The 26,767-nt window shown below is 72.1% G+C and carries 16 protein-coding genes; 8 read left to right on the top strand and 8 right to left on the bottom strand.

Annotation, left to right across the window (positions count from 1 at the left end):
• Positions 1-2 precede the first annotated feature (2 nt).
• From O7617_RS00180 to O7617_RS00170, 3 genes are read left to right on the top strand one after another with little or no spacing between them, the layout of a single operon-like run.
• Complete coding sequence (locus O7617_RS00180) at positions 3-2,105, top strand: hypothetical protein (protein ID WP_282260679.1); 2,103 nt, start codon at positions 3-5, stop codon at positions 2,103-2,105.
• Between the two features lie 48 nt (positions 2,106-2,153).
• Positions 2,154-2,873, top strand: coding sequence for a hypothetical protein (locus O7617_RS00175; protein WP_282260678.1), 720 nt, complete (start codon positions 2,154-2,156; stop codon positions 2,871-2,873).
• Positions 2,866-4,746, top strand: coding sequence for a hypothetical protein (locus O7617_RS00170; protein WP_282260677.1), 1,881 nt, complete (start codon positions 2,866-2,868; stop codon positions 4,744-4,746). The genes O7617_RS00175 and O7617_RS00170 overlap by 8 nt, the downstream gene beginning before the upstream one ends.
• Here O7617_RS00170 and O7617_RS00165 read toward each other — a convergent pair.
• Positions 4,743-5,408, bottom strand: a complete 666-nt coding sequence (locus O7617_RS00165; protein ID WP_282260676.1) for a response regulator transcription factor — start codon at positions 5,406-5,408, stop codon at positions 4,743-4,745. The genes O7617_RS00170 and O7617_RS00165 overlap by 4 nt on opposite strands.
• A gap of 134 nt (positions 5,409-5,542) precedes the next feature.
• Here O7617_RS00165 and O7617_RS00160 point away from each other — a divergent pair, with 134 nt between their 5' ends.
• On the top strand, positions 5,543-8,179 hold the full coding sequence (locus O7617_RS00160) for a hypothetical protein (RefSeq protein ID WP_282260675.1): 2,637 nt from the start codon (positions 5,543-5,545) through the stop codon (positions 8,177-8,179).
• Between the two features lie 261 nt (positions 8,180-8,440).
• Positions 8,441-8,929, top strand: a complete 489-nt coding sequence (locus O7617_RS00155) for a sigma-70 family RNA polymerase sigma factor (protein ID WP_282260674.1) — start codon at positions 8,441-8,443, stop codon at positions 8,927-8,929.
• On the opposite strand, the gene O7617_RS00150 is transcribed toward O7617_RS00155, so the two are convergent.
• The 4 genes from O7617_RS00150 to O7617_RS00135 form a co-directional block, all read right to left on the bottom strand.
• Entirely contained in the window at positions 8,926-9,432 is a 507-nt protein-coding gene (locus tag O7617_RS00150) for a hypothetical protein (protein ID WP_282260673.1), read from the bottom strand. The genes O7617_RS00155 and O7617_RS00150 overlap by 4 nt on opposite strands.
• A 133-nt stretch (positions 9,433-9,565) precedes the next feature.
• On the bottom strand, positions 9,566-10,237 hold the full coding sequence (locus O7617_RS00145) for a response regulator transcription factor (protein WP_282260672.1): 672 nt from the start codon (positions 10,235-10,237) through the stop codon (positions 9,566-9,568).
• On the bottom strand, positions 10,234-11,424 hold the full coding sequence (locus O7617_RS00140) for a histidine kinase (RefSeq protein ID WP_282260670.1): 1,191 nt from the start codon (positions 11,422-11,424) through the stop codon (positions 10,234-10,236). The genes O7617_RS00145 and O7617_RS00140 overlap by 4 nt, the downstream gene beginning before the upstream one ends.
• A 1-nt stretch (position 11,425) precedes the next feature.
• Complete coding sequence (locus tag O7617_RS00135; protein WP_282260668.1) at positions 11,426-12,253, bottom strand: hypothetical protein; 828 nt, start codon at positions 12,251-12,253, stop codon at positions 11,426-11,428.
• A gap of 208 nt (positions 12,254-12,461) precedes the next feature.
• Here O7617_RS00135 and O7617_RS00130 point away from each other — a divergent pair, with 208 nt between their 5' ends.
• The 3 genes from O7617_RS00130 (at position 12,462) to O7617_RS00120 (ending at position 23,477) form a co-directional block, all read left to right on the top strand.
• Positions 12,462-14,006, top strand: coding sequence for a S8 family serine peptidase (locus tag O7617_RS00130; protein ID WP_282260666.1), 1,545 nt, complete (start codon positions 12,462-12,464; stop codon positions 14,004-14,006).
• Between the two features lie 8 nt (positions 14,007-14,014).
• Entirely contained in the window at positions 14,015-21,322 is a 7,308-nt protein-coding gene (locus O7617_RS00125) for a hypothetical protein (RefSeq protein WP_282260665.1), read from the top strand.
• 172 nt (positions 21,323-21,494) lie between these two features.
• Entirely contained in the window at positions 21,495-23,477 is a 1,983-nt protein-coding gene (locus tag O7617_RS00120; RefSeq protein WP_282260664.1) for a hypothetical protein, read from the top strand.
• A 57-nt stretch (positions 23,478-23,534) separates the two neighbouring features.
• On the opposite strand, the gene O7617_RS00115 is transcribed toward O7617_RS00120, so the two are convergent.
• The 3 genes from O7617_RS00115 to O7617_RS00105 form a co-directional block, all read right to left on the bottom strand.
• Entirely contained in the window at positions 23,535-23,858 is a 324-nt protein-coding gene (locus O7617_RS00115; protein ID WP_282260662.1) for a WXG100 family type VII secretion target, read from the bottom strand.
• 25 nt (positions 23,859-23,883) lie between these two features.
• Positions 23,884-24,210, bottom strand: coding sequence for a WXG100 family type VII secretion target (locus tag O7617_RS00110; RefSeq protein WP_282260660.1), 327 nt, complete (start codon positions 24,208-24,210; stop codon positions 23,884-23,886).
• 157 nt (positions 24,211-24,367) lie between these two features.
• Entirely contained in the window at positions 24,368-26,767 is a 2,400-nt protein-coding gene (locus O7617_RS00105; RefSeq protein WP_282260658.1) for a hypothetical protein, read from the bottom strand.

The raw sequence follows: 26,767 nt of genomic DNA, 5'->3' as shown, positions 1-26,767 counted from the left end.
GCATGTTGCGAATGATCTTTCCGGACGCCGCGCCGGAACTCTGCGCCGACGGCATCGCGCTCACCGGCGATGGCGCGTTCCTGGTGGGTTCGCGTCTGGTCACCGCCGACGAACTGGAGGCGGTGGCGGCCCAGCCGCGTCCGGTCAACCCGGGGCTGACCACTCTGGTTCCGCTCAAACCGCCGGTGTTGACCTGGCCGCACCTGCTGACCTACCTGGAGATGCAGCCGTCGCGTTCACTGGACAAGGCCGTGTTCTACCTACCGCCTGCGGTGGTCGGTTCGCGAAGCCTGTCGGATCTCGGCCGCCACGCCGACGAGCTGCGGATGCCGGTGCAGTTTCCGGCGGCGCAGCTGCTCGACGAGGCGCCGGACGCCCTGGTGGGCGCCGCGGACCGGGTGAGCCACCTCGACCGCGCCGGCACTCCGGTCGCTCCTGCCGACGCCGACTTCGTCCAGGTGGAGCCGCTGAACCGGCGTGGTGCCGACGCGTACGCCGACGTGGGCGACGACCTCGTCCCGCTGACCCCCGCGCAGCGGCTCTTCCGGTTGGTGCACATGCCGGAAGGCGTCCAGCTCGGTCAGGCGCCTGGGCTGGTCGCCCAGATGCTGCGCCGGCTACCGGGCGGCCCGGTCCAGGCCGCCGACCCGGTCGTGGCGCCCGAGCAGCTGGGCGACCGGGCCTTCGAGGTGGCCGGTGTCACCGAGGTGCACACCCCCGAGGGGTACGCCGATCTGCGCGCCGGATTGCGGGACCTGCCACGCGGCGGTTCCGCGCTGGTCGTCGTGGAGCACGGCAACGGTGTCGGCGTGTTCCAGGTGACCCACGACCCGCTCACCGAGAGCCTGATGCAGGTCGACGTCGCCACCGGCGCCCCGGGGCTGCTGCCGAACGGGGCCGACCGGATCCGGTACGGCCAGGCCTCCGCTGAGCAGTCGTTCCTCGGCCTGCTGAACGAGCTCCGGCAGGAGCTCTACGCGACGACCCCGACCCGGTCGTGGGCGTCGGCGACCACCGACGGTCAGCACCTGTTGCAGTGGCGTGGCGACAACGACGCCGAGCACAGCGTCGAGGTCATCGGTTCGACAAAGAGCCTGCCGGCGGTCGGACGGACCGCGCACCAGCGCATCGACGACGGTACGTTCCAGAGCGGCGTGATGAAACTGGCCGAACTCAGCGGCCGGTCGCTGGTCGTGCTGGGTGTGGACCGCCCCGGCCAGCCGATGCCGCTCACGGTGTCGAACGACCTCGCGGCGCGCGTCGGTGTGCACGCGCTGGACGGCGACGTGCCGCTGGTGGTGACCAACGGCACCGTCACCGCCGACCTGCGCGCCGAACTCGACAGACTGCACGCCGACCTCGTCTACCAGGCCCCGGGAATGTCCACCGGCGGCGGGCTCAACCTCGGCGCGCCGCCCTGGGCGGTACGCACGCCCGGCGCGGCCGACGACGAGGTCGCGGTCGTCGCCGACGAACTCGACGACTCCGCCATCGTCGACGCCGTGCGGGAGAAGCCGGCCCCCGCCGTGGAGGCGCCGGCCCACCAGCTCTCCGCGCTCATCACCACGCCTCTCACCGCAGGCCGGGAGGAGCTCGACCGGCTGCTGAACGGCGTACGCGATCTCGGCACCGACCAGCGGCCGGCGGCGACCGCGCTGGCCGGCCTGACCACCGCCTTCCGGCCGCAGGTGGCTCTGCTCAACCTCGACCACGTCGGAGGTCGGGAGGGCACCCTCCGCTATCTGGCCGAACCGGCGACGCCGGGCGCGGTGCTGAACCCGCTGCGTGCCGTGCCGGAGACCGCCACCCCCGCCGAACGGGAGATCCAGGTCCGGCAGATGTTGCCGGAGCTCGCCGCGCTCGCCGAGCACGGCCTGAACGACCAGGTGAGCACGACGATCACGTCGGTGATGGACACGCTGTTCGCGGGGGCGATGACCGAGGCCGACGCGCGCACCAGGATCTTCACGCTGGCCGGACAGTTGGCCAACGAACCGGCCATCCGTGGCCAGTGGGTCACCGCGCTGAACGACGTGGCCCGGGTGCTGCCGCAACATGTGCAGACGCTGACGTGGGTCGTCGAGGCGATTATCGACTGCCCGTGACCGTGGCCGGCTGAACACGGCCGGGCCGTGGTCCGTCGTACGAGACTGATGATGGATACCAGCGAACCCGTCGAGACCCCGGCCCGGCGGGCGGTGCGACTGCGCAGCGAGTTCGTGGCCGCGTTCGTCGAGCACGCCGGGCCGGTGCCCGCCAGCGAACGGCGTAGTGTCACGTTTCCCACGCTGATCACGGTCACCGCGGTGGTCCTCCTGCTGACCCTGCTGGTCGGGGTGTTCTGGGGCCTCATCCGGGGTGACAAGGACGGGAAGGCCCGGGTGCCTTCCTACACCGCGTTCGCCGGCTGGGGCTGCGCGGGCGCGGCCGACCACGGGTTCGAGCCCCACGGGCGTACGACGCAGTGGCGGACCGTCGCCCAGGGCGGCTGGGCGACCAACGGGTGCAACAGCACCTTCCAGACCATCCCGCTCTCCGGCAGCGACGAGGACGCCGGGCAGCAGTACGTCCAGTGGTGGTTCGCCCCGACCACCGGCAATCAGTGCCGGGTGCAGGTGTACGTGCCCAAGAGCAGCTCGCCGGCCGACACCTGGGCCACCGCCGCGCAGTACGCGGTGCTGTCCGGCCGTACCGGAACGGCCTACGCCAACTTCACCCTGGACCAGTCCGGCAGCTCCGGCCGGTGGGTCGACGGCGGCACGTTCCCGTTGCGTGGCGGCGAACTCGCGGTCCGACTGACCAACAGCGGTGTGCCGAAGCGGTCGGGCGACCGCATCGCCGTCTCCGCCATGCAGGTGACCTGTGGTGGCTGAGCGCCGCACTGTGCTGTTCCTGCTGGCGCTGCTCACCGCGCTGCTGACGCCGCACCCGGCACCGGCTGCGGCGGCTCCGTCGACCACCGACAAGTACTGGGTGGTGTCGGGCGGTTCGGGCGGGCAGCGCGAGTCGCTCTACCAGATCGCGGCCCGCGCCCTGGGCAACGGCAGCCGCTCCCCGGAGATCTTCGCCCTAAACGAGGGTCGCCTCCAGCCGGACGGCGGCCGGTTGACCGATCCGCTGGTGCTGAAGCCGGGTTGGATCCTCGTCCTGCCCGCCGACGCCAAGGGCACCGGTGTCCGTACCGGTCCGATCCCCTCAGCGGCCACGCCACCGCCGTCCGGGCCCGCTCCGACGTCGCCCGACCCCGGGGCGGCTCCGGCGTCGCCGGAGGAGCGCGATCCGATGCTCCTCTTCGGTGCGATGGCGCTGGCGATCGTGCTGCTCATCATGCTGGTCATCGGGTTGCAAGGCCGCCGCCGCAGGGCTGTGGCATCGGCCCCGGTCACGGCCGTGCCGACGGCTGCCGTTGCCGACGCCGGGCCGCCACCGACGGAGAACCTGGTGGTACCGATCTTGTCCGGCAAGCCTGACGGGGCGCCCCGGCCAGCGTCTTCCTCCGGGCCGGCGGTCTCCGCCGAGTCCCCTGACACGCTGACCACAACGCCCGCGTCGGCGCGGGCGGCCGGTGCGGAGCCGCCGGAGGGTGCTACAGCGCCGACGGTCGGCGTCACCGGCCGGTCGGGCCCACCCGAACGGCTCGCGAGCGGGGACTGGCCGGCCCCCGGTGCGGAACCGCCACCGCACGACCCGGTTGGCGGAGGACGGCGCAAGCGCGGCCAAGATCGAGCGATTGTTACGGCACACGTGTTCGGCGTCGATGTCCCATCCGGCACGGAACCGGCGGACAAGGCCGAGGCGTCGGACACGGTGGACCCGACCGACACCGCGCCCCCGGCCGGGACATCGCCTTCGGCATCGGTGCCGACGCCGGCTCAGGAAACGACGCCGGCTCAGACGTCGACAATGACCACGGCGTCGACGGCGGCCACGAAGGCGACGCCGGCGGGGAAGCGGACGGCAGCCGGAACACCGAAGACAGCCGAAACGCCGAGGCCGGTGGAGAAGCCGATGTCCGCAGAGGCCTCGGAAGCGGCTGCGCCTTTCAGCGCCGCGCGCTCCTCGGCCGACGATGTCGCCACCCCCGGCACCGGCCAGGCCGACGCCGGTCAGCCCTCGACCGCCCAGCCCTCGACCGCCCAGCCCTCGACCGCCCAGCCCTCGACCGCCCAGTCCGAAGGCCCGCTGTCGCAAGGGCCGCCGATGGGAGGCCCCCCAGCCGGTGGCCTGCCGCCCGATGGCCTCACCGCCGACCTGGTCGTCGACGGCTACCGCGTCGCCGTTTCCCTGGTCGGTGTCGCCGGTGACGGGTCGGGCAGGCCGTACGACTGGCGGTTGGTCGGTCAGACGGGCCCGGCGGCCACGCTCGGGGTCGTGCTCGGCGACCGCGACGGCCAGCTTCTCCATGTCGACCTGGGTCGTTGTCCCGACGTGCTGACCGTGACCGGTGCGCTGCCAGACTGCGAGAGATACGCCCTGCGCCTGATCCGTCAGCTCCTCGACAGCGGCCGTGGCGTCGCCGTGGTCGGTGACGGTGTTCTCGGCGAGGCGCTTCCCGACGGCTGTCGGCGGGTGCCCACGATGGCCGACACACGTAGCCTGCAATCGGCCGGGATAGTCGTCTGCGGACGGCTCAGTGGCCCGGGCATCGCCGCCGCTCGCCTTTCGCGGGCGTCCGGCGGCCCGACGCCAGTGCTGATCGGAGAGGTCACCCCGTCGCGCTGGTCCGTCCGGGTGGGGTTGCTCTAACGGACGGCGTACCGCCGCCGCTGCTCCGGAGCCAGGTGCCCCAGCTCGATGGCGACCCGCGTCAGCTCGGCCTTGTTGCTCACGTTCAGCTTGGCGCGCAGTCGTTTCGCGTACGTGTCGATGGTGGCCGGTGACAGCCCCATCCGTGTCGCGATCTGAGTGTGGGTGAGGCCGAGGGCGATCCAGCGCAGCGTCTCCACCTCACGCGGGGCCAGCCCGCCGTCGTCGCCGTCGGTTGCCCCCGACACCTCGGCCAGGAAACGCTCGGACAGGTCCTGCGCCACCGCCACACCGCCCTCGGCCACCGTACGCAGGGTGTGCGTGACGGAGCGCTGGTCGGAGTGGCGGGTGATCAACCCGCGCGCGCCGGCCCGGATCGCGGCCAGCGCGGTGGGCGGCTGGTCCCACGTGGACGACACGAGCGGCCACCCGATCACGGCCAGCTTGGCGACGATCTCCAGGACCGGGCGGTACGGGCCGGGTGGCAGGTCGATGACGATGACCTGCGCCTCACCCGTCGGCTGGGCCTGGTCCAGTCCCTCCATCGTCGCCACCGAGACGCCGAGCGTCACCCCGGGGCAGTCCCGCACCACCTGCTCCAGGCCGGCCCGTGCCATCGGGTGCTCGCACACGATCGCGACCGTTACCAGACTCTCGTCCACGACGACCTCCCTTGCCCACGACGACGAGCACCCCGGTCGCGGTGTTCAATCCGGTTCCGGATCGATGAGAAGAGGAGGCCTGTTCATCCGTCGAATCAGGTGTGCAGACTGCCAGCGGCCCGACCGGGGCGGGCGTGACGGCCGGACGGCCGCCCGCGCTCGTGGCGAACGCGTCCCGGCCCGCTCACCGGCGGCTGGACGGCCTCTTCGACCTGGAGCTCGTGCCCGGTCCGGACGGTGATCTGCGAACGCTCAGAGGCGCCGAACCGCTGGACGCCGGTGATCTGGCCGAGCTGGTCCGGCGTACCGGAGGGGCGGGGGACGACGTCCGGATCCTGCTGGCCGGCGGCGGCCGGCACCGGGCGATCTTCGACGAGCTGGCCGCCCTGCTCGGCCGGGACGTGCTGATCACCCCGGCCGGGAGCGAACCGAGCTGGTCGGCCGGGCACTCGGCGGAACCCACGTTCGTCGATGCCGTCACCGGCCGCCGGGCGGACTGGCAGGTGGTGCAGCCGCCGTCGATGGCCACCGAGCTGCCCGGCTGGTACGACACGAGCGACGGAACGGTGCGCGAGCGTACGGGCCCGGTCCGCCTGCCGCTCCCGGGCGGCGTCATGCTGGCGTCCCGGGCAGATTTCGTGGCCCGCCGGGCGGCCGCGGCGACGCTGCTCGCCGGGCACGCGGAGCTGACCACCATCGGTGCCGTGGTGCGGTCCGGCGGGTTCGTGATCGGCGACTACACCGGCCGGCACGAGGTGGCCGACGGTCGTCGCCTGGCCGCCGCACTGGCCGAGCTGCCGCTTTACGGCACCGAGGTCCGCATGTGGGTCACCTGGCCGTCGGACCGGACGGAGCAGGGTCGGCTGGACCACAACCTGCGCAGGTTCGCCGAGACGACCGGCGCCATCGTCTGGGCGCCGGCCCCGGACGCCACCACCGAGGTGCTGGACAGCTGCCGTGACCTGAGCGCGACCGGCCGGGACGGCGGCCCGTCGTCCTGGCGCAGTTACGTCCCCTCGCTGGCGGGTCCACCGCGCTTCGTGTCCGATGCCGACGGTCGTCTGTCGCCGGCCGGCGAGGTGCTGACGATCTCCACCGACGGAGTGCCGCTGATCAGCGTGGAGCCCGGCCGGTGGCGCGGGACCACCGATCGGTACGCCGCGCTGAAGCGGCGTGACGGCCTCTTCCCCGTGGACCTGACGGTGGTGCCGGACGGCCGCTGGGCGGTCCAGTACGGCGGCTCGGGGCCGCACGTCGTGGGCCCCCGCGAGTTGCAGGTGGTGCTGCGGTCGGTCGGCTGGCAGGGCGAGGACCTGATGCTGCTGGCCACCTACCCGACGACGGCAGCCGCTCGTCTGCACCACCACGGACGCCGCCTCTCCGAGGAGTTGCGGGCCGAGGTCTGGGTGCTCCCCCCGGAAGCCGACTTCACGGTGACCGGCGGCGCGCCCCAGGCGGTCGACGGCCGAGGGCGCCCGCGTGCCTGGGAGAAGCTGACCTCGGGAGACGACGCCCGGTGGCGTTCGGTAGACGGCATCCTGGTGCCCGCCCCGACCGGCGTCACCCGTCCCGCGCCAGCCGTCACCCGACCCACGCCAACCGTCACCAGGCCCGCGCCGGCCGTCTCCCGGCGAGCGGTGCCGGAGGCCACGGCCGTTCCGCTGCCGCAGGCCGAACCGGATCCGCCTCTCGCCGCCACCAGCCGCGACGACTGGGCGCGGGCGACCGGTCACCGCGCATCGAGCGGCGCGGCGACGCTTCCGGCAAACGGGCATGGCGCACCGAGCGGCGCGGCGACGGATCCGGCGACCGGTGACCGCGCTCCGAGCGGCCCGGCGACGGCTTCGGTAACCGCTGACCGCCAGGAACCCGAAACGTCCAGCCCGCCCCCGCGTCCGCTGCCGCCGGCCGGGGCGACGCCGCGGTTGCACTCCGCGCGCCTGCGTCTCCGGCACGGCATCTACTGGCTCAGCGACCGCCCCCGGGTCAACGCCGACCCGGTCGACCTCTACGTGGTCGCCAGGACCAGCCCGGAGCGGGTCGTCGAGGACGGGCTGCCCACTCCGGACCTGTTCGCGGTCGGCTTGCTGCGTCCACCCGCCGCCGAGTCGCTGCGACCGGGGGAGAGCCTCGTCCGGGTGCGGGTCGACCCGGCAGGTGCCGTGGACCTGTCGTCGATCGACGTCCACGTTCCGCCGACGCTCCAGCTACTGCTCAACGTCCGGGAGTCATACCTGCTGCCCGGGGGACTGCTCGACCGTACCCGGGTGGTGGCGGGCTACCTGCCCGATCCGGACGGCGGTTACCGGCCGGAGACGCCGTTCGACGGCCAACAGCCGTTGCGGTTGCGCTGCTCCGGCGCCCGGCACGGGGTGGAGGGGCTACCGGCCGACGTGCCGCGGTGGCCGCGGGCGGCCGACGGCACCGCGTACGCCCTGATTCCGGGCCCCCGGGTGGCCGCCGACGGCGACACCCTGGCGATCCTGGCGGCCAAGCCGCGGGCGAAGGCCGGGCACCGGCTGCTGCGGCTGCGGGTCCCGAGGCGGCAGGCCATCGACGTACGTGCGGCCGCCGCTCAGCTCGCACAGTTGCAGTCGGTGCGGTCGACGGCGGCGACGCTGGACCAGAAGGGGATCGGGTTGGTTCTGCACAGCCGCGACTTCCACAAGGTGACGGTGCTCCAGACGCTCGCGCCCGGCCGGTCGGGCTGGAAGGTGGTCGAGGGTCTCGGCGGGGTGACGCTCGCCGACTTCCTCGCCCGCGTCGAATGAGAACCGCGTCGAATAAGACCGTGTCTGACCACAGCCGTTCATAACAGTTCAGCGTTACCGCCCGGTATTCGCGCGATCCGGGGCTCGACCTGGGCCCTTCTGGGCCTTTCGGCTCAGGTACCAGGGTCCACGTGATCGTTAGCGTCCTCACCGATCCAGGCGAGGAGGCCACTCATGGTTGGGCACGCATGCGCCACTGTCGACCGGAGGCTCGAAGACGATCCGGCCGAACGATCTGACCGGTCCACTGACGAGCGCCGGATGCGGGAGATTTTTACGGCCAACGTCCGGCCGCTGCGCCGGTTCCTGCTCCGGCAGACCCGCGGGGACGCCGAGGCGGCCGAGGAACTGTTGCAGGAGACCATGCTGCGGGCCTGGCGCAAGATGTCCGAGCTGCCGGACAACGAGATCTCGGTTCGTCGTTGGCTGTTCACGGTGGCCCGCAACCTGGCCATCGACGCCGCCCGGGCTCGGCAGTCACGGCCAGTCGAGGTCTGCGGCGAGGACGTCACCTGGGTGCCGGCTCCCGAGGACACGTTCGACAGCCTTGTCGAACGGGCCGTGTTGCGGGATGTACTGCTCCAGCTCACCCCGGAACACCGGACGGTCCTGGTGGCGCTCTACTACCGGGACGCCTCCGTGGCCGAGGCCGCCGAGGCCATCGGGATCCCCGAGGGCACCGTACGCTCGCGGTCCTTCTACGCGCTGCGCACCGTACGGGAGATCATCGGCGAGAACGTCACCGGTTAGCGGAGTTCCGAGCCGCGCATCGCGGCGGCGGCGGCCGAGGCAGCGACCGGACAGAGCCAGGCCAGTCCGTCACCGACCGCTCGCACCGCGCCCAACAGGTCGACGGGCTCGAAGTGGTTCCACGTCAGGTAGGCCGAGGCCGGGCCGCTCAGGATCGCGCCGAGCCTGCTGATGTCGGTCTCGCCGGTGAGCAGCACGACCCGGGCATGCCGGGCCAACAGCGCCCAGTTGGGCATCCGGTCATCGATCACCACTATCGCCGGACGCAGTCGATCGACCGCGTCGCTGGCGGCGATCTCGGTGCCGGCAACCGCCACCACGGTGAACCCGGCGCAGCGGTCGAGCAGGCGATACAGGACGTCCCGGCCGCTCTGTTCCGGATGCGCGACGAGGACGTCCAGAGGGCGTTTGGCCGGCGCGAGCGGGCCGGCCGGAACGGGAGGGGACGTCGGACCCCGGTCGCGGCGCGGTCCGTCGGCCGGGTCAACCGACGCAAAGGCCATGGTCAATGCATGCCGTTCGGTTTCGGGTGGTGGCGCGCTGCGAACGCATCGGCCGCGGTGGAGGTTTCCGCCGCTGTTTACACGACGGAATTGTGGGCCGCGGGGTTCAACGGCGTCCGGCTTCTGTCGGGAATCAGCGGGCCGGGTTCTCCTGCCCCGACCACCGCAGCACGGCCTCGGTCCGGTTCCGCACTCCGAGCTTGGCGAAGGCATGGTTGAGGTGGTTCTTCACGGTCTTCTCGCTGATCATCAGGCGGCGGCCGATGGCGCCGTTCGAATGCCCCGAGCACAGAAGGTCCAGCACATCCTGCTCCCGGCGGGTGAGCCCGAAGCCCTCGCGCGATCGGCGTAACTGGTCGGCCCGCTCACTCTCCGCTCGTTCGCCGGCCGCCAGCTCGCGCAGCGCCGATATGGTCACCGCCGCGATGGCCGGGGAGAGCCAGCCGTGACCGGCGGCCACCGAGTGCACCGCGCGGAGCAACTCGGGTGGATCGAACTCGCCGTGTACGAGATAGCCGCGGGCGCCGCCGCGCAGCATGCTGGCGATCAGGTGCGGGTCCGAGTCGCTGGTCAGCACCAGCACTGACGAGTGCTCGGCCAGCAGGGCGACGACGCTCAGGCCGTCCGCGATCGGCATCCGGTGATCCAGCAGTGTCACGCTCGGGCGGAGCCGCTGTGCGAGGGTCAGTGCCAAGCGGCCGTCCGAGGCCTCGCCGACCACCCGTACGTCGTCGGCCGTCGCGAGGAACGTCCGGATCGCCATGCGCACGATGGGGTTGTCGTCCACGATCAGCACATCGATCATCGGTCGACCACCTCCGGCTCCATGCGGGAGGCGCTCGGCGTGGTCGCCGTGACGGTGGTGCCGCCACCGGCGGACGCTGTCACCGTGAGTCGGCCGCCGATGGTCCGTGCCCGCTCGGACATGCCGACCACCCCGAAGCTACTGCGCATGGCGAGCTGTGACAGGTCGTGCGGCAGGACGAAGCCGACGCCGTCGTCGTGAACGCTCAGCCGGATCCAGCCGCCCTCTTCGATCAGCTCGACGCGCACCCGGCTCGCCCCCGCGTGCTGGGCGATGTTGCGCAGCGCCTCGGACAGGATCTGGGTCAGCTCGTAGCGGGCCGCCAGCGTCGGCTCGACCCGGGTCAGCTCGAGCGACACCGGCACCCGGCTGGTCGCCGTCCAGTCGGCGCAGACGTTTTGCACGGTGTCCACGAACGGCTGGTCGGGTACGTCCCGACGCAGGGCGGCGAGCAGTTCCCTGGCCTCCCGCTGTGCGGTCTCGGCACCGGTCACCACGGTGGCAGCCAGTTGCTCGGCCAGGTCGGGGTGGCGGCGGAGCGACGACGGCAAGGCGACAGCGGCGAACGAGATCCCGCGCAGCGTCTTGGCCACCGAGTCGTGCAGGTCGCGTGCGAGGCGGGCGCGTTCCGAGGTGGCGGCGGACCGCTGTGCCGCCTGGGCGACCTCGACGGACAGTTCGATGTAGCGGGTCAGGCCGGTGGTCAGCGCGCCGGCGGCCAGGCCGGCGACGATGTCGGCGACCGGGATGGCGATGAGGAAGGGTGCCAGCACCGAGCGGGCGTCCGGCTCGAGGGACCGCGACATCTGGGTGACCATGCCCAGCCCGAGTGCGGCCTGGGCCAGACACAGGAGCAGCCCGTCGACGCCGAGCAGGGCACCGGCGATCATGCAGGTGCCCAGGGCGTAACAGAAGAAGGCCAATCCTGGGCCGCCGACGACCAGTACCGGCAACGTCATGATCACTTCGGCGGTGAGCACTGTCAGCCGGCGGCGCAGGATGTCCGGACGACGGCTGATCACGTAGAGCTGCGCCAGCGTGGCCACGGTGACCAGACCCAACGCGAGAGCCGGACGGTGGGGCTCCCCGACCAGTCGGATGCTGGCCAGGATGGTGGCGATCAGGACGACCAGGCGACCGATCAGCACCGCGCGGATCACCGCTCCGGCGGCGGCGAGTCGGGCCATGTCAGGAGATCGCCACTGCGTCGATGTCGGGGGCGTTGCCGGCGGCGGCATGGAGGCCGATGTCGACCGGACCGGCCGGGAGCGTGGCCCGCACGGTCACGCTACTCGCGGTGCTCCAGCTGGTGCCGCTCACCGTCTGGGTCGGGATGGGCGAGCCGCCGCTGACAGAGATGTCCAGCTTCCGGGAGCCGACCACACCGTAGAAAACCGTCACGTCGTACGTTCCGGCCGTCGGGATCGTGACGCGTAGGTCGACCCGGCCGAGGTACCTGACCCGCGCGCCGCCCCGGCAGGCGGCGCAGGCGGTCACCGACGCGCCCCCACTCAGCGAGCCGGTCTCCGCCTCCACGGTGATGCCGCTGAACCTCTCCGCCGTCCCGCCCGGGGCCGGGTCGGGTCGGCTCGGCCTGGTGGTGGGCGGCCGGGCGGTGGCAGTGGCCACCGTGTCGGACGCCGACGCGGTGCCGCCGCGGTCGTCCGCCGTGCCGGACGGCCCGGGGCTCGGCGCCCGCGCGTTTGGAGACGACGTTGTCGCCGACGGCAGCGCCGCAGGAGGCGGAACCACCGACGGCGCGACCGACGATGGCATCGCCGCCGGCCGATCGGCGTCGGGTGCGGCCGTGGAGAGCAGCGCGGGCATCACGACGGCGGCCACCGCGGTCGTGCCCACCAGCGCCAACAAGCCGAGCCAGTGGCGAAAGCCGAATCGGGTCACCGGATCGGGCGGGCTGCCCAGGAGCCGTCGAACCGGATCGTCGGCGGGCCGCGAGGGAGCGAGGGCGGGCGTGGTGGGCTCGCCGTCGACACCCGGAGCGGAGTTGCTGTGCACCGCTCGGACTCCTTGGGGGCAATGCCGAAGCGCGGACGGCCACACGGTACCCAAGCCGAACAAGGTCCGCAAACAGTACGACCGCCGATATGGGAGCGCTCTCGTGGCTTTCGCTACGCGGCGATCGACTGAGGAGCTGAACGAAACCAGCCCTGGCTTCGTCGTCCACTGCGGAACGACCGAACGGGCCGGTGAAGGGGACACGTACATGACCATCAGGCGCCGGATTCGCTCGGCCGCGACAGTGGCCGGGATCACTGCCGTGGTGGCGGCGTTGGCGGTGTCACCGGCGCACGCCGACGACTCCTTTGTGAAGTACTACACCGTCACCACGTCCTATCAGGGCTCCCCGGAGAATCTCTCCGAGATCGCCACCCGTTTCCTCGGCTCGCAGGCGCGATCGGTCGAGATCTTCAACCTGAACATCGGTCGCGAGCAGGCCGACGGCAAGGTGCTGAGTGACCCCGCCAAGCTGAACCCCGGCTGGCGGATGGTGCTGCCCTGGGACGCGGTAGGTGCCGGCGTCCAGTACGGCGTCCTGCCGACGACGATGCCGACGCCCGCGCCCAGCGGATCATCGAACGGCGGATCCTCCGGTAACCCGAAACCACCGGCGAACCAGGGCCAGGGCGGTAAACCGGCGGTGAGCCCCAGCGCACCACCCCCGGCCACGAAGCCGGCCGGGTCGGGCTGCGCGACCGGCACTCCGGCCGGCAAGGCCCCCGACTGGGCCCGGCAGACGGTGAACGCCTCCACCGCCTGGACCCGTAGCAAGGGTGAGGGCGAGCTGGTGGCCGTGATCGACTCCGGCGTGGACGGCAGCCTGACACCGCTCGCCGGCCACGTGACCGAGGGCGTCGACGTGGTATCCGGCAACGGCCGGGGCGACATCGACTGCCTGGGCACCGGCACCGGGATGGCCGCCATCATCGTGGCCCAACCGGGTGAGGACGGTGCGCTGGGTGGCGTCGCGCCGGACGCCATCGTCATGCCGATCCGGGTGGTGACCACCGCGGCCAACGCGCATGCCGAGGACGAGGCGACAGCGATATCGGTGGCGACCGCGTCCGGTGCCACGGTGATCGCTCTCGGCTCCTACGTCGACACCGCCGACGCCACGGTCGTCGCCGCGATCAAGGAGGCGGTCGACCACGACGTCGTGGTGGTCTGCGCCGCCCCCGCCGAAGGAGTACCGGCCTCAGCCGGGACCACGCTGCCGCCCGAGGGCACGCTGCGGGTGGGCGGCGTCGGTGAGGACGGCCAGCCGATCGCGTCGTACCGGCCCGGGTCGGTGGACGTGCACGCGCCCGGCGGCCGGGTGCGAACGCTCGGGATGACCGGCGACGGCGTGGTGCAGGCCACCGGCACCCAGTACGCCGTGGCCTTCGTTGCGGGTGAGGCGGCGCTGATCCGATCGGCGTACCCGAACCTGCCGGCCGGCGAGGTGACCAAGCGTGTCGCGCAGACCGTGCAGGCCGGGACCGGCGGGGTCAAGATGATGGACCCGGCGGCTGCGGTCACCGCCGCGCTGGTGGCCAGTGACGTCGGCGGCCCCGACCGGGGGTCGTCGGTCACCTCCGGGACCGGGCGGGTCGTCCTGCTGCTGGTCATCGGCCTCGTGCTGCTCGGCGCGCTGGTGCTGATGGTGGTCCGGATGCGCCGGCTGCTGCGCGCCAACACCGCTAGCGCCGACGACGAGAAGACTGCGCCGCCGCCGTGGCCTGTTCCCCAGGAAGCGCCCGCCGCCAAGTGACATAGGCGATGACGGCCCCCGGGCGTGACGGGTGTCCGGACATCAAGGTCATCCCGTTGCCGGCCGGCGGCCTGGTGCTGACCGGTCGGTCGATGACCCAGGTCGAGCACCCGGCCGAGTTGCAGCGGGCGATCGACCTGCCGACGCCGGCCGATGCCCGGCTGGTCGTGCTGCTCGAGGAGGAGCCGTTCTCGCCCCTGGCCCAGCGGTTCCTCGACGGACAGGCGTTCCGGCAGCAGTTGGTCCTGGTGCCGGGCGCGCTGTCGGACGGGCCGGTGGCCGAGTCGCTGGCCACCGACCCGGCGCCCGCTCTGCGATACGCCGAGGTCTTCAGGCTCCAGGCGCAGGTGCCGATCGGCCGGATTCCCGGCCCGCCCGACGGTATACCGGACGGCCGGTTCGTGCCGATCGACGATCAGGGCCGGGAGACCGGCTGGACCGACGCCACCGCGGTACGGGTGCTGCCGGCTGCTCACGTCGCTGCCCGCGAAGCGATCCGGGTGGCGGTGGACATCGCCGGGGGCGCCGAGCCGGATCCCGCCCGCCGGCTGCGCGATCTGCTCGACCGGTTGGCCGGGCGGCCGGTGCCGCAGCCGGCGCTCGCCGCCGCCGTGCACCTGGTCCGGCACGGCCCGCCGGACGGCGTCGACCCTGCCGGGCTGACCGCCACCGCCATGCCGGTCACGACCGAGAGCCTGCTGCGGCTGACCGGGGGAGAACCGGACCCGGTTGCGCCCTCCGATTCCGGGGCGGCGCAGCCCGACCGGGCACACCTGCCCGGCCTGTACGCCGACATGCCGGAGCTGCTCGACGAGGTCGACTCGATCACCGACCTCGACGACCTGGTGCAGGGGCTGACCACGAGCGTCCGCGAGGCCGTCAACCGGCGGATGAATGCCACCTGGCGGCACGCACTGCCGGGTGCGCTGCTGACCGATCCCGATCTCTCCGAGCTCACCACCGCACTGCGGGACGACCCACTGTCGTTCTTCCCGGACGGGCGCAGCTTCGACGTCCGCGACGGCACCCTGCACTGGCACCGCGTCACGATCAGACCGGACCGGGACGACGCGAACGCCGAGCGGGTGCCGCAGGAGGAGGACCACGCCAAGTACGACACCCGACTGGACGCCGCCCTGGGCGAGAGATCGGTCGCCACGGTGGGCGTCAGCGGCTCGATCGGCGCCGGTGCCCTGGTGCCCGGCCGGCTCGGCCCCGGGGGTGGTGTGGCTGTCGAGAGCGTGCTGTCCCGACCCATCGAGTCGATCGAGGCGAGTTCCAAGCTGACCAGTTCGCACAACATCCGCAGCGGCGGCTACTCGCACCTGGTCAGTGCGCCGACCACGTTCCGGGTGTCGGTCACCGACGTCCGCGGACCGGTGACGGCGCCGGACGCCACGCCGGGGACCCCGGTGACGGCCACCGTGCACTACCGCGCGGTCGACGACATCGCCGCCGTCACGCCGGGACAGCAGCAGGAGTTCGAGATCGGCGCCCACCTGACGTCGCTGCTGGTGGAGAAGTTCACGCCGTGGCGCATCCTGCGGGCCGGTTTCGCAGACGAGGTCGCCGACGACGGGACCGGCCTGACCGGCTGGCACGACGTCCAGGAGGAGCTGGTCAACCGGCTCGGCCCCACCAGGACCGTCCGGCCTGGCACGATGGGCGCGAACAACGTCCGCAACCTGCTCGACCGCCGCTCGATCCTGAGCCTGCTGATCCCGTCCCTGGACGGCGGCGCGCACCCACCGACCGTCCGCAGCCGCCACGGCGCCCACGCGCTCAGCCTCGAGCTGACCGCGACCGTACCGGCGGGCATGCCGATCGGTGACATCGAAAAGGCCTCCTTCCGTACGCAGCCGGGCCTGTCCGCGACGCGCAAGGTCACCCACACCAGCCGGGTCGGCGGTGGCGTGTCCGTGGTGCCGCTGCGCTGGGGCCTGATCGGCGGGTACGTCCAGTTCCGCGTCTTCGGCGGCCTGGTCCGGTCCATGGCCGCCTCCGCCTCGTCGAGCAGCCAGTCCCGCTCCGGCACCGAGTTCAAGGACATCCCGGACACACTTGTCGCGCTGCGGTTCGACGTCACGCTGACCCCGGCCCTGCGCGAGCTGCCGATGACCCGGATGGGCTCGACCGGGGCGGTCGGCCCGATCACGCTGCGCCTGGTCGTGCTCGGCCACCTGCCGACGGCCGACCTGCGGCACCTGGACCCGAGGGCGGCCGGCGCCGGAGCCGAGCAGCCGGCCGGCGCTGGCCCGCACGTCCCGCCGTACGCGTTCACCGGCGGCCGGTCGACGACCCGGGGGCTCAGCCAATTCCTCCAGTTCTCCCTGGATGTGCAGGAATTCCTGCGCCGCTTCGAGGGCGGCTTCCTGCCCCGCTTCGAGGAGCCGACCCGGATCCGCCACATGTACAGCAGCCGCGCCGCCCTGGAGCGGCAGCACAACCAGTCCATGCTGGACCGTGTGCTCACCCCGGCAGGTCGGCGGCAGGGCCAGGGGAGCGGCCTGAAGGCCGGCCAGATCATCGAACTGACCCGGACGAAGAAGTGGGGCAGCCGACACATCGTCATCCACGTACGGGAGGGCTACACCGGGACGTTCACCTACCGGGGCGTCGAGAAGGGGGTCGCGGTCCGCTCCGTACGGGTCGACGGCCAACAGTACAAGGTCGATGCGGGACGTCAGGTCCGGATCATCGGCGCGTTCGAGGGCGGCGCGATCCTACGGTTTCTCGGATCGGTGACGGCCGCGCTGTCGCTGGGCGGATCCGCCGAGGGACGGTTCCGGCTCGGCCGGCGGGGCGGGGCGAGTCGCGCCGGGCAGGAGATCCGCCTCCATGGCGGCACCCCGGACTCGGCCGCCTTCGGCAACAACCTCGAACTGACCGCCGACGTTTACGCGTACAGCCGGCATGTGGCCTGGGACAGGCACGCGCGCCTGCGTATCGGCCGGGTCTACCGGCAGCGGTTGCCGCGGCCGTCGACAGGCGTCGCCAGCCGGGTCGTCACCGCCGAGCGGACGGCCGGGCCGAGCGGCCGGCCGATGACCCGCTTCCGGATGGTCGAGACGAAACCGGTGACGGTGCTGTTCGACAGGTCGAGCGTACTCGCCGAGGCGATCGACGCCCCGGCCGTGTTCGAACCGCGGCCGGACCCGCTGGGCGTGCACCGGCGGACACGGTTGCCGCTCGGGACGTTGCGCGACTGGGTGGACGGTCTCCCGCCGGCCGACGCGGGGAGCGGCCCGGTGCGGATCACCGACTGGTTGTCGGTGGAGGCGTTCCCGGCCGGCGCACACCTGATCGACCTCGCCAAGGATGCCCTCCTCGATCTGCAGCGCTACGCGACGGGCCGGGTCTCCCGCACGAAACTGCACGGTTTACGTGGGATCGACGCGGTGCGGGACGGGATGCCGGTCTGGGCCGGACTGATCGGCGAGCTGGGTGACGAGGTCCAGGCCGCGACCGTCCGCGCGATGCTCGGCGGGCACTGGCAGTTCGACAAGTTCACGCCCGGCGACCACGGCGCCGCCACCGACCTGGCCATGGCCGCGTCCCTGTTCAACGCGCACGTGCTCGCCGCGTACGGGACGATCACCACCGAGACGGCCACCGTCAGCTTGGTCGAGCGCGACAGCGTCCGTACCAACGAGCAGCAGCTCGTCGCCCGAGCCGTGGGCGGTGTCAACGTCCGGAAGTCGGGCAGCGTCGAGACGAGCACGAGCGGCGGCGGCACCCTGTTCGCGGGGGCGGTCGAGCGGCTGCTGTGGGCCCGGTCCGCCCAGACCGGCCGTACGGTCTTCAGCGCGATCGAACGCAACCGCAACAACCGCAAGGCCGCTGTGCGTTCGTACCTGGTCAGGTTCGACATGCGGCTGAGCGTGGCCGCCGAGATCACCACCGAGCCGCACCGCTACCGGTGGTGGCCGAGCTCGCTGCGTACCGGTAGCTGGCTGCACCACGTCAAGTGGGCGAGGCGCGACGGCACCGTCCGCAACGCGATCTACCTCCGGCTGCCGGCCAGGATGGCGGACGAGCTCGGTCTCCTGGACCGGCTCGACGGCGACTCCGGCCGGGCCGGCGCCCCGTGGCAGCCGGTGACCCGGGTACGGGTGCGACTGACCGACGGCGTCAGCCTGGGCTCGGGCATCTGGAACCCGCGCGACGCGCCCGACCTGAGCGACCGGGTGGCCCGTGAACTCGCCCGCGTCGCGCGCGACCCCCCACCCGGCACCAGCTGGACCGACGCGCTGACCAGCGCGATCATGTTCTGGGACGCGAACGGCCGGGCGGCCGCCCGCACGTCCCGGGCGCAGGCCCGCGCGCGGCGATCGACGATCAGAGCCGCCCGGACGCTGTCGGAGTCGCTGACCGCCGACGGTCTGCACGACCCCATGCTCAACCGCCGGCGGCTGCGATACCTGACCAGCGCCGAGGGGATCACCCGGCACCTGCCGTCGATGGCCGACGGCGGCGCCGACGTCCTGCACATCGAGCCGAGCCGGCTCACCCAGCACCCGCGGGACGTCCGGCTGATCGCCACGCCGCTCGGACCGCCGCGCCTGGACGGCTTCCTCGCCGACCACGACGACCTGGACGTCAAGTTCGTCACCGGTGAGGAGACGAGCCGCGAGGTCCAGCGGGCGCAGGGTCACTCGATCACGGCGGGCGTGTCCGGAACGGGAATCAGCAACCACCGCGGCGAGAACGTCGCCGGGGGCCTCGGCGACGCGGTCGGGCACAGCAGGCAGGTGGCGAACGCGGCCAGCGCCGGCAGCGAGACCCTGCGCAGCGACCTCAGCTCGGGCCGGGGTGTCAAGGCTCGGCTCACCACGCCCGTCCGGTTCTCGCTTGTCGTCTTCGACAGGGGCGAGCAGATCGGCGATCCGCTGCTGACGGTGGACGACGAGGTCACCCAGGACCGCTGGGCCGGCGACCTGCGTCTGGCCCACGCGCCGGGCACGACCATCGGGGCCCCGGCCCACTACCGGGTCGCGGCACCGGCGCAACTCCCGCCCGGATGGTCGCTCAGCAACGGCTTGCCTCTGCCGGCCCGGTTCGTCGCCGAGGACCTGACCCAGGTCGCGGCCATCCAGGCCACCGTCGGCGCGCTGTTGCAGGGGGAGGCCCGGAGGCTGGCGAAGCCCGGGTACGCCCCCACCCACCTGATCCACGAGAGCATCACGCCGGAGATGCTGCTGCCCGGTGTACCGAAGATGCTCTCGGCGGACGGCCTGGACCTGCCCACCGTGACCAGCACGCAGATCTTCGGCCAGAAGATCGGCATCAACCTCCGGCTGCTGCCGGAGAGCGCCTCGCTGGGCGGCCTCAGCTCGGGCCTGTTCCGCGAACACGCGCGGCAGAACAGCGGCGGTGTCAGCGCGACCACCAACCAGCGGAACCAGGCGTTGCGGACGCCACGGGTGCTGTTCGGTCGGGGCTACGCCGAGGACGCCGGCCAGGGCGTCGGACTGGGCGGCCCGGGCGCGGTGTCCGGTGACGCCCACATCCTCGACGACACGCAGAAGGTCACCGGCGGCCTGCTCGGCAACGTCAAACCGGAGAGCCGCTCGGCCGCTGTCGACTACCTGAGCCGGGTCGTCGTCACCCTCACCCTGCCCCGGCACCTCTGGGACGTCTTCTCCGGCCCGCGCCTGGTGATCAGTCCGGACACCGCCGAGCGGAGCATGGTGCGGCTACGAATGGGCCTGCACGACGCCCGCATCGCCATGCACCTGCCGGTCGCGCCGGACCGCGCCGGCCCCGAGCAGCCGGGCCGCGTCGCCGCCTTCGCGACGGTCGCCGAGCAGGAGGGACGGCTGGCCGCGGCGGCAGACGCGTTCACCTCGGCGGCCGAAGCGTTGGACGACGCCCGCTACAGCGCACAGGCGGCCCGAGACGACCCGACTGCCCGGGCCGCGCACGAGAGTCGGCTCCCCGGCCTGCTGACCGCCTGGGACGATGCCGGCCGGACGTGGTGGGAGCTGGCCCAGGAGCACTGGCGGCTGGTCGACGAGTTCCGGCACGCGTACATCGGGGTCTCGACCGAGGTACCGGAACCGGCCGCTCCCGGCGCGGTGCTGCAACGGATCAGCGAGGCGGCGGTCTCGACGACCACCGTCGTGCCGCCCCCGACCGCCTCGCTGCGCGCGCAGATCATCGACGCGCTGAAGACTCCGGGAGCGGTACGGGACATCGAGGGCGTCCTGGTGATCGGCGACGAGGCCGGATGGGCCGGTCGCGAGGCGGCGCTCCGGGCGATGCTGGCCGCCGCGGAGGCCGGCGACGCCCCGGCGATCCTGGTCAACGGTGACGCGCTGGCCCGTGCCGAACGCGCCGAGCGGGCTGCGGCCGAGCGGGCCGCGCAGGCGCGGGCCGCCCAGCGGGAGAACCTCCCCACTGACGTGTCCACCGGCTCGCCCCTCGGCGGCGAGCTGCGGGCGCTCGGCGCGGCCCTGCGCCGGTACGCCGCCGCCGAGCTGCAACCGGTGGTCTACACGACCGGCGCCGCCGAGGGACTGAGCAGGCTGCTGGAGACCTACCGGGTTGTCACGGTCACCGGCGTGAGCGCCGGGATGGACACCGCCTGGCAGGTCACCGGGCCGCCCGGTGTTGCGCCGGGACCGCTCCTGCCGCTCGGCCCGACGGTGAGCGAGCAGGCCGCCGGCCGCCTCGTCCCACTCGACGTCCCGCCGGTGCCCCCGAAGCTGGCCACGTGGCTTGCCGCGAAGGACTGGCCCGCGGCGTTGGCCTACCTGAGCGAGGAGCTCGTGGATCTGCGCGCGCCGGAGGTACGCGACGCGCTGGACCGGCTCGTGCGCGCCGAACCGGGCAATCGGGAGCTGCGCGCCCATCAGGTCGTGCTGGAGCTGGCGGGCCGGCCCGAGCTGACGGTCGCGCTCGACCATCTGACCCCCAAGGCCGACGTGCGGCAGCGCGGCGAGTCGACCACCCGGCTGCTGCGGTCGATGGTGGACCGGCGGATCACCGTTGCGCAGGCCACGGCTCTCGCCGAGGGACGGCTGGCGCGCGACGGGCCACCGCCGGACCCGGGCGTCGCAGAGGTCGACACCGGCCGGGCGGACGCCATCCTGTTGCGGGCGGTGGGCCTGCTGCTCGATATCGCGCCGGAGCGGGCGGACGACCTGACCGCCGAGAACTATCGGGCGGCGCTGGCGCTCATCGCGGGCTGTGTGATCACGGCTACCGACAAGTGGCTGTGGCTGCTGCGGCTGAAGGATCTGGAGGCGGATCTGCCCGCCGAGATCGTGGCGCTGCTGCGTGTCTTCTCCGATAGGCTGGCCAGCAACTGCTGACCGGCAAACCAGCCCATGCCGAATGATGCCCGGACGGCAACTGGCTGCGGTGAGACCCGCCCTGGGCTCGGACTGTCCACACTCTATTCACCTCGTGTTGGTCTGTCCAGTCCCTACCCGACGTGCCGCTCACCTCCGCTCGCGGGAGCACCTGATGACCATCCAGCTACCCATGGTTGTACTGTCACCCGCCGAACTCTGCGCCGACGGACGGACCGCCCTCGGCCCCGGTGGTCTGCTGATCGGCAGCGCGCCGGTTCTCCCGGGAGATACAGCGGCGACCGCCGCGGCGTACGCGACACCACCGGCGCGCGGGCTGGCGCCGGTAGTGCCGACGGGACAGGCGGTGCTGGACTGGACACGGCTGACCGGCTTCCTCACCCGGCAACCCCGGGCGGCGCTCGACCGTATGGTCATCGCGTTGCCCCACGACCTCGTCGCCGGCCTGACGCTCCACGAACTGACCCGACGTGCCGACCAGCTCCGGCTGCCGACCCAGGCGTGGCTGACCGACCTGGTCGGCGACGCGGTCGACGCGCAGGCATCCGGGCACGGCGTGCAGTACCTGGACGGCCACGGCGATCCGGCCACCGCCGGGAACGCCGTCTCGGTAGTGGTCCACCCGATCGACCCGCTGGTCGACGACCCGTACGCGAGCCTGCCCGAATCCGTCGTGGCGCAGGCGCTGACCAAGCCCTACCCGAGCGCCCGCATCGTCCTGGCCGACGGCGGCGCGCAGATCAACCTTTCTCCGACACTCGTCGCGGCGGCGTTCGCGGAGGTGCTGACCGGTATCCGGGCGCACGCGCTGCCCGTCGGAGACGCCGCCGCGGCTGCGCTCGGGGTGGCGGCCACCGACCGGGTGCCCGGGTACGCCGCCGTGCCCGCCCACCTGTCCGCCCTGACGCCCGAGGCGGTGGCCCTGCTCCTGGCCGACGACCAGCCGTACCTCATCACCCGGCACGCGGGAACCGGCGCGCTGGCCGTTCTCGACCCGGCCACGGCCGCTCCCGGCCGGCCCCCGCTGGGCGCCACGTCCGTCCGCGTCGCGTCGCCGCCCGGCCTAACCGTCGCCGAGGCGATGGTTAGGCTGCGGGGCGAGGTCCCGGGTGGGTGGTCCGTGCTCGGCCGCGACGCGGTGGACGTCCTGGCGGAGTGGACGATCGCCGGCGGGGCCCGGCGCGCGGTCGAGGCGGTCGGTGCCCGGCTCCCCCTCACCGACGATCTGCGGCGGCTGGTCCTCGCCGCGTCCGGGGCCGGTCAGACAGTGCTCGTGCTGCGCCCGGCGGCGCCCGGACGACCGTTGGCCGACGGGGTGGTCGCCGCGGCCGAGAGGCGGATCGACCAGATCGGCTGGGACGGCGTGGTGCCGGCGGTGGTGAACCTTGCCCGGACCACGCCGGCCGCGCTGCTGCCGATCCTGGACCGGGCCGGAGCGTCGCTGTTCCGGCAGGATCCGGGGGCGGCCGGCGGGGACACGTTGTTCCTGGGCATCCCGTGGACCGTCCGCCACCCGGGCGGGACGCACGGCCCGGCAGCCGAGGAGATTACCGGCGAGGCGCTGGAAGCGGCCGGGCGGGGCCGCCGGGCCGCGCTCGCCGCACCGACGGCGGCCGTGGCGAGGCTGCTGTCCCAGCCGCTCAGCGCCGACCTGCGGCCGCTGGTCGCCAGCCCCGGGCCCGAACTGGTCGCCCAGCACGCCGAGGTCGCGGCGCGGGCCGCCCAGGTCGGCGGGTACGCCGGGCACGAAGCCCTCCTCCACCTGGCCGGGCAGGACCGGCTGGACGAGACCGTGAGGTATCTGGCCGCCGCCGATCGGGAGCACGGCGCGCTGCTCGACCCGGTTCTCGGCCTACCTAACACCGCACGGGTGCTGGACGCGTTGCCGCACCTCGCCACGCTGGCCGGCACGGGGCTGGGTGACAAGGTGAGCGACACGGTCACCACGACGCTCGGCCGGCTGATGACCGGGGAGATCACCAGGGAGCAGGCGACGGAGGCCGTCCGGAAGCTGCGCGGCAGGCTCCCCGGGCTCGCCACGAAGGAGCGCCGCCGCTGGATCGACCGGCTCTCCCAGTTGGCCCGGGAACAGCCGAGTCAGTTCGAGAACATCAGCGCGGTGGCCACCGCGGTCCTGGAATGCCCGGACTCGTGACGCTAGCCGCGGGCGGAGACGCCGGCCGGGGGGTGTGGCCGGCGTCTCCGCCCGCGGTCAGCGCCCGCCCGAGGTGGTCCAGGTCTTCACGTTGGCCCACTCGCAGTCCGTGTAGTTGTTCCAGGCCAGGTTCAGCGAGGAGGCGATCTCGCCGCACACGCCGTTCGGCCCGAGCAGGCCGTCGGCGGCCACGTTCCACTCGTGCTGGAGATCCTGGTAGTAGGACTGCGCCGGGCCCTGCCAGTAGTCCTTCAACGGGTCCAGCTTGTTGCGCAGCGCGATGAGCTGACTCTCGATGGTCTCCGCGTAGCTCGCCATCCGGCTGCCGGCGGACTCCAGCTCCGGCGGCACCCGCAGGTTGCTGCCCGTGGGGTCGGTCATGGTGGTCCTCCGTCGGCTCGCTCGGTCAGTTCAGATTCGCCTGGGGAATGGCTTCGTTGACGTCCTTGAACTGCGACTCAACGGTCGCCTCGGTGGTGGTGTAATTGTGGAAGTTGCCCTGCAATCCGTCCGCGATGCCGGTCAGCGAGTCGTTCAGCATCTGGCCGTACCTGTCGAAGTCGTTCATCAGGTTCTGGTACTGCTTCGAGGAAGCACCGAGCCACTGCGCCGCCAGATCGGACACGTAGGAGCGCATGCTGGCCAGCTCACCGCTGACGTCGGTCACCGTCTGCAGGCACGCCTTGTTGCCTTCCTGGAGCATCTGAAAGGTAATACCGATCGGTTGCGCCATCGGTCTCTCCCGCCAAGTCTCGTCCGGGTCCTGGAGGGCGACCCCGGCTACGCCGCCGACTCTCGCATGTCGTTGCCCGCGTCCGACAGTGGCCGCTTCCGGGACACCGGCATCCCTGGACGTGGACGTCGGATCAGCCCGGGCCGGGGGACGGCCGTCACGATGTCGTACGCGTTGGGACGTTCACCGCGGGCCCGGGGCCGAGGTTGAGATAGGACTCCGGCACATCGAATGACTGCACCGGATAGCCGGTCGTCGAGGAACCCTCCACCGGGATCGGCGTCAGGGTGGTGAGCACCGACTTCTCCACGTCGACATAGTTGTTGTACGAGAGCTGCATCCGCCGGACCGCCTCGGACAGCACGCTCGCCACGCTCCGCGACAGATTCATGAAGTCGTCGACGTGCCCGTGGAAGTGGTCGCTGCCCGGGCTGCGCCAGAGGGTGCCGTGGATGGTCAGGAACTGGTTGCCGATCGCCCGCAGGTTCTCGTTGATGATGTCGCGTTGGTCGGACACCTTCTGGATCGCCTCGAGCAGTTCCCGCATCCCGACCTCGTAGGTGAACGTAACGCCGTTCGGGTTGGTCTGGGAGAGCGGGACACCGTCCGGGTTCATGATGACGGTCGTGGTCTCGCCGTCGTGGGTGTAGATCCATTTCGTGTCACCGGCGCCGTTGACGTCGTAGTCGACGTGCACGGTGGTGATCGAGCCGTCCCGATCACGGAGATAGCCGTCGATCGGCCGCCCCTGGGAGTCGAACGTCGTGAACGTCCAGTCGTTGGCCACCTCCTTGTACGGCTTGCCGTCGGCGTCCGCCCAGATCTTCGGGCCGCCGTCGGAGTACGTCCAGATCGATCCGCCCTTACCGTCCGACGTGATGGTGACCGTCTCACCACTGGACGAGTTGGACCCGCTCGTCGGCTTGCCGTCGGTGTAGAAGATCGTCCAGTTGTCCGGCATCTGCTGCTTGACCAGCTCGCCGGACGCCGAGTCGAAGGTGACGCGCGTACCGTCCGGGTAGGTGTAGGTCGCCTGGCCACCGTCGTGCGTGATCTCGGCCGAGGTGGCGGGCCGTCCGTCCTGCGCGGGAATCTCGACGTGCTGCGGGTTGCCGTCGGCGTCGAACCGGCTGTAGACGGTCCCGTCGGGCATCTTCTCGCTGAGGACCGTGCTGCCGTCCGGCCCGTAGGTGACGACCGTCCTGTCGGGGTACGTGTAGATCGTGTTGCCGCCGTCGTAGCTGATGTCCGCCGACGTGGGCGGCTTCCCGTCGATCGGCGGGATCTCGATGTGGTGCGGGTTGCCCTCGGCGTCGAAGCGGGTGAAGACCATCCCGTTCGGCATCCTCTCGCTGAGGATCGTCGTGCCGTCCGGTCCGTAGGTGACAACCGTGTCGTCCGGGTAGGTGTAGATCGTGTTGCCGCCGTCGTACGTGATGTCGGCCGAGGTCGGAGCATTGCCGTTGGCCGCCGGCATCTCCACGTGATGCGGCTTTCCGCCCTCGAACTCGCTGTAGACGGTGCCGTCGGGCAGTTTCTCGCTGAGGACCGTCGTGCCGTCCGCGCCGTAGGTGACGACCGACCCGTCCGCGTACGCGTAGACGGTGTGGCCGTCGACGTAACTGATGTCGGCCGAGGTGGCCGGCCTGCCGTCGGTCGGCGGAATCTCGACGTGCCGCGGCTTGTCGTCCTCGAACTGCGAGTAGACGAGACCGTCCGCCGTCCTCTGCGTGATCAGCTCGTTGGTCGCCTCGTCGTAGGTGAGCACGGTTCCGTCGGCGTAGGTGTAGATGACCGTGCCGTCGCCGTACGCGATGTCGGCCGAGGTGGCCGGCTTTCCTGCGAACGGCGGCACGTCGACGTGCTGTGGCCGGTTACTCGCGTCGAACCTCGTGTAGACGGTGCCGTCCGGCATCGTCTGGCTGACCAACTCGTTGTTGCTGGTCTGGAACTTCAGCACCGTCTTGTCGGCGTAGGTGTAGATCGTGTAGGGGTTGTCGTACGCGATCGAGGCCGACGAGGCCGGGTCGCCGTTTCCGGCCGGGATCTCGATGTGGTGCGGTCGCCCCGCGGCGTCGAACTCGGTGTATTCGCTGCCGTCGGCGGTCTTCTCCTCCCGGATCGTTCCGGCGCTGTCGAAGGTGACAGCGGTTCCGTCGGCGTACGTGTAGACCGTGTCGCCGCCGTGGTAGGCGATGTCGGCGGAGCTGGCCGGGGTGCCGTCCTTCGCGGGAATGTCGACGTGATGGGGTTTGCCGTCGGCGTCGAACCTGGTGTAGACGCTGCCGTCGGCGGTCCGCTCCTCAAGGACCGCGCCACTGCCGTCGTAGGTGACGATCGACCGGTCGGTGTACGTGTAGATGGTGTGGTCACCGTCGTAGGTGATGGCCGCCGACCTCGCCGGCTGACCCGCCGAGCCGGGGATCTCCAGGTGGTGTGCGCGACCGTCGGCGTCGAAGCCGCTGTAGACGGAGCCGTCCGGAGAGGTCTGCCGGAGCACCGATCCGTCGTCGGCGTATTCGACGACCGTGCCGTCCGCGAGGGTCTCGGTGGCCAT

The organism is Micromonospora sp. WMMD1155 (assembly GCF_029581275.1).
In the GTDB taxonomy this organism is placed as follows: Bacteria; Actinomycetota; Actinomycetes; order Mycobacteriales; family Micromonosporaceae; genus Micromonospora.
Note: the sequence above shows the minus strand (reverse complement) of the source record. Positions and strands in the feature narration are given on the sequence as shown.

Excerpts from the sequence above, each read along its gene's own strand:
- O7617_RS00130 (WP_282260666.1), top strand. The coding sequence starts at position 12,462 with ATGACCATCAGGCGCCGGATTCGCTCGGCCGCGACAGTGGCCGGGATC.
- O7617_RS00105 (WP_282260658.1), bottom strand. The coding sequence starts at position 26,767 with ATGGCCACCGAGACCCTCGCGGACGGCACGGTCGTCGAATACGCCGAC.
- O7617_RS00110 (WP_282260660.1), bottom strand. The coding sequence starts at position 24,210 with ATGGCGCAACCGATCGGTATTACCTTTCAGATGCTCCAGGAAGGCAAC.
- O7617_RS00180 (WP_282260679.1), top strand. The coding sequence starts at position 3 with ATGTTGCGAATGATCTTTCCGGACGCCGCGCCGGAACTCTGCGCCGAC.
- O7617_RS00120 (WP_282260664.1), top strand. The coding sequence starts at position 21,495 with ATGGTTGTACTGTCACCCGCCGAACTCTGCGCCGACGGACGGACCGCC.
- O7617_RS00115 (WP_282260662.1), bottom strand. The coding sequence starts at position 23,858 with ATGACCGACCCCACGGGCAGCAACCTGCGGGTGCCGCCGGAGCTGGAG.
- O7617_RS00150 (WP_282260673.1), bottom strand. The coding sequence starts at position 9,432 with ATGGCCTTTGCGTCGGTTGACCCGGCCGACGGACCGCGCCGCGACCGG.
- O7617_RS00125 (WP_282260665.1), top strand. The coding sequence starts at position 14,015 with ATGACGGCCCCCGGGCGTGACGGGTGTCCGGACATCAAGGTCATCCCG.
- O7617_RS00140 (WP_282260670.1), bottom strand. The coding sequence starts at position 11,424 with ATGGCCCGACTCGCCGCCGCCGGAGCGGTGATCCGCGCGGTGCTGATC.
- O7617_RS00155 (WP_282260674.1), top strand. The coding sequence starts at position 8,441 with ATGCGGGAGATTTTTACGGCCAACGTCCGGCCGCTGCGCCGGTTCCTG.
- O7617_RS00145 (WP_282260672.1), bottom strand. The coding sequence starts at position 10,237 with ATGATCGATGTGCTGATCGTGGACGACAACCCCATCGTGCGCATGGCG.
- O7617_RS00175 (WP_282260678.1), top strand. The coding sequence starts at position 2,154 with ATGATGGATACCAGCGAACCCGTCGAGACCCCGGCCCGGCGGGCGGTG.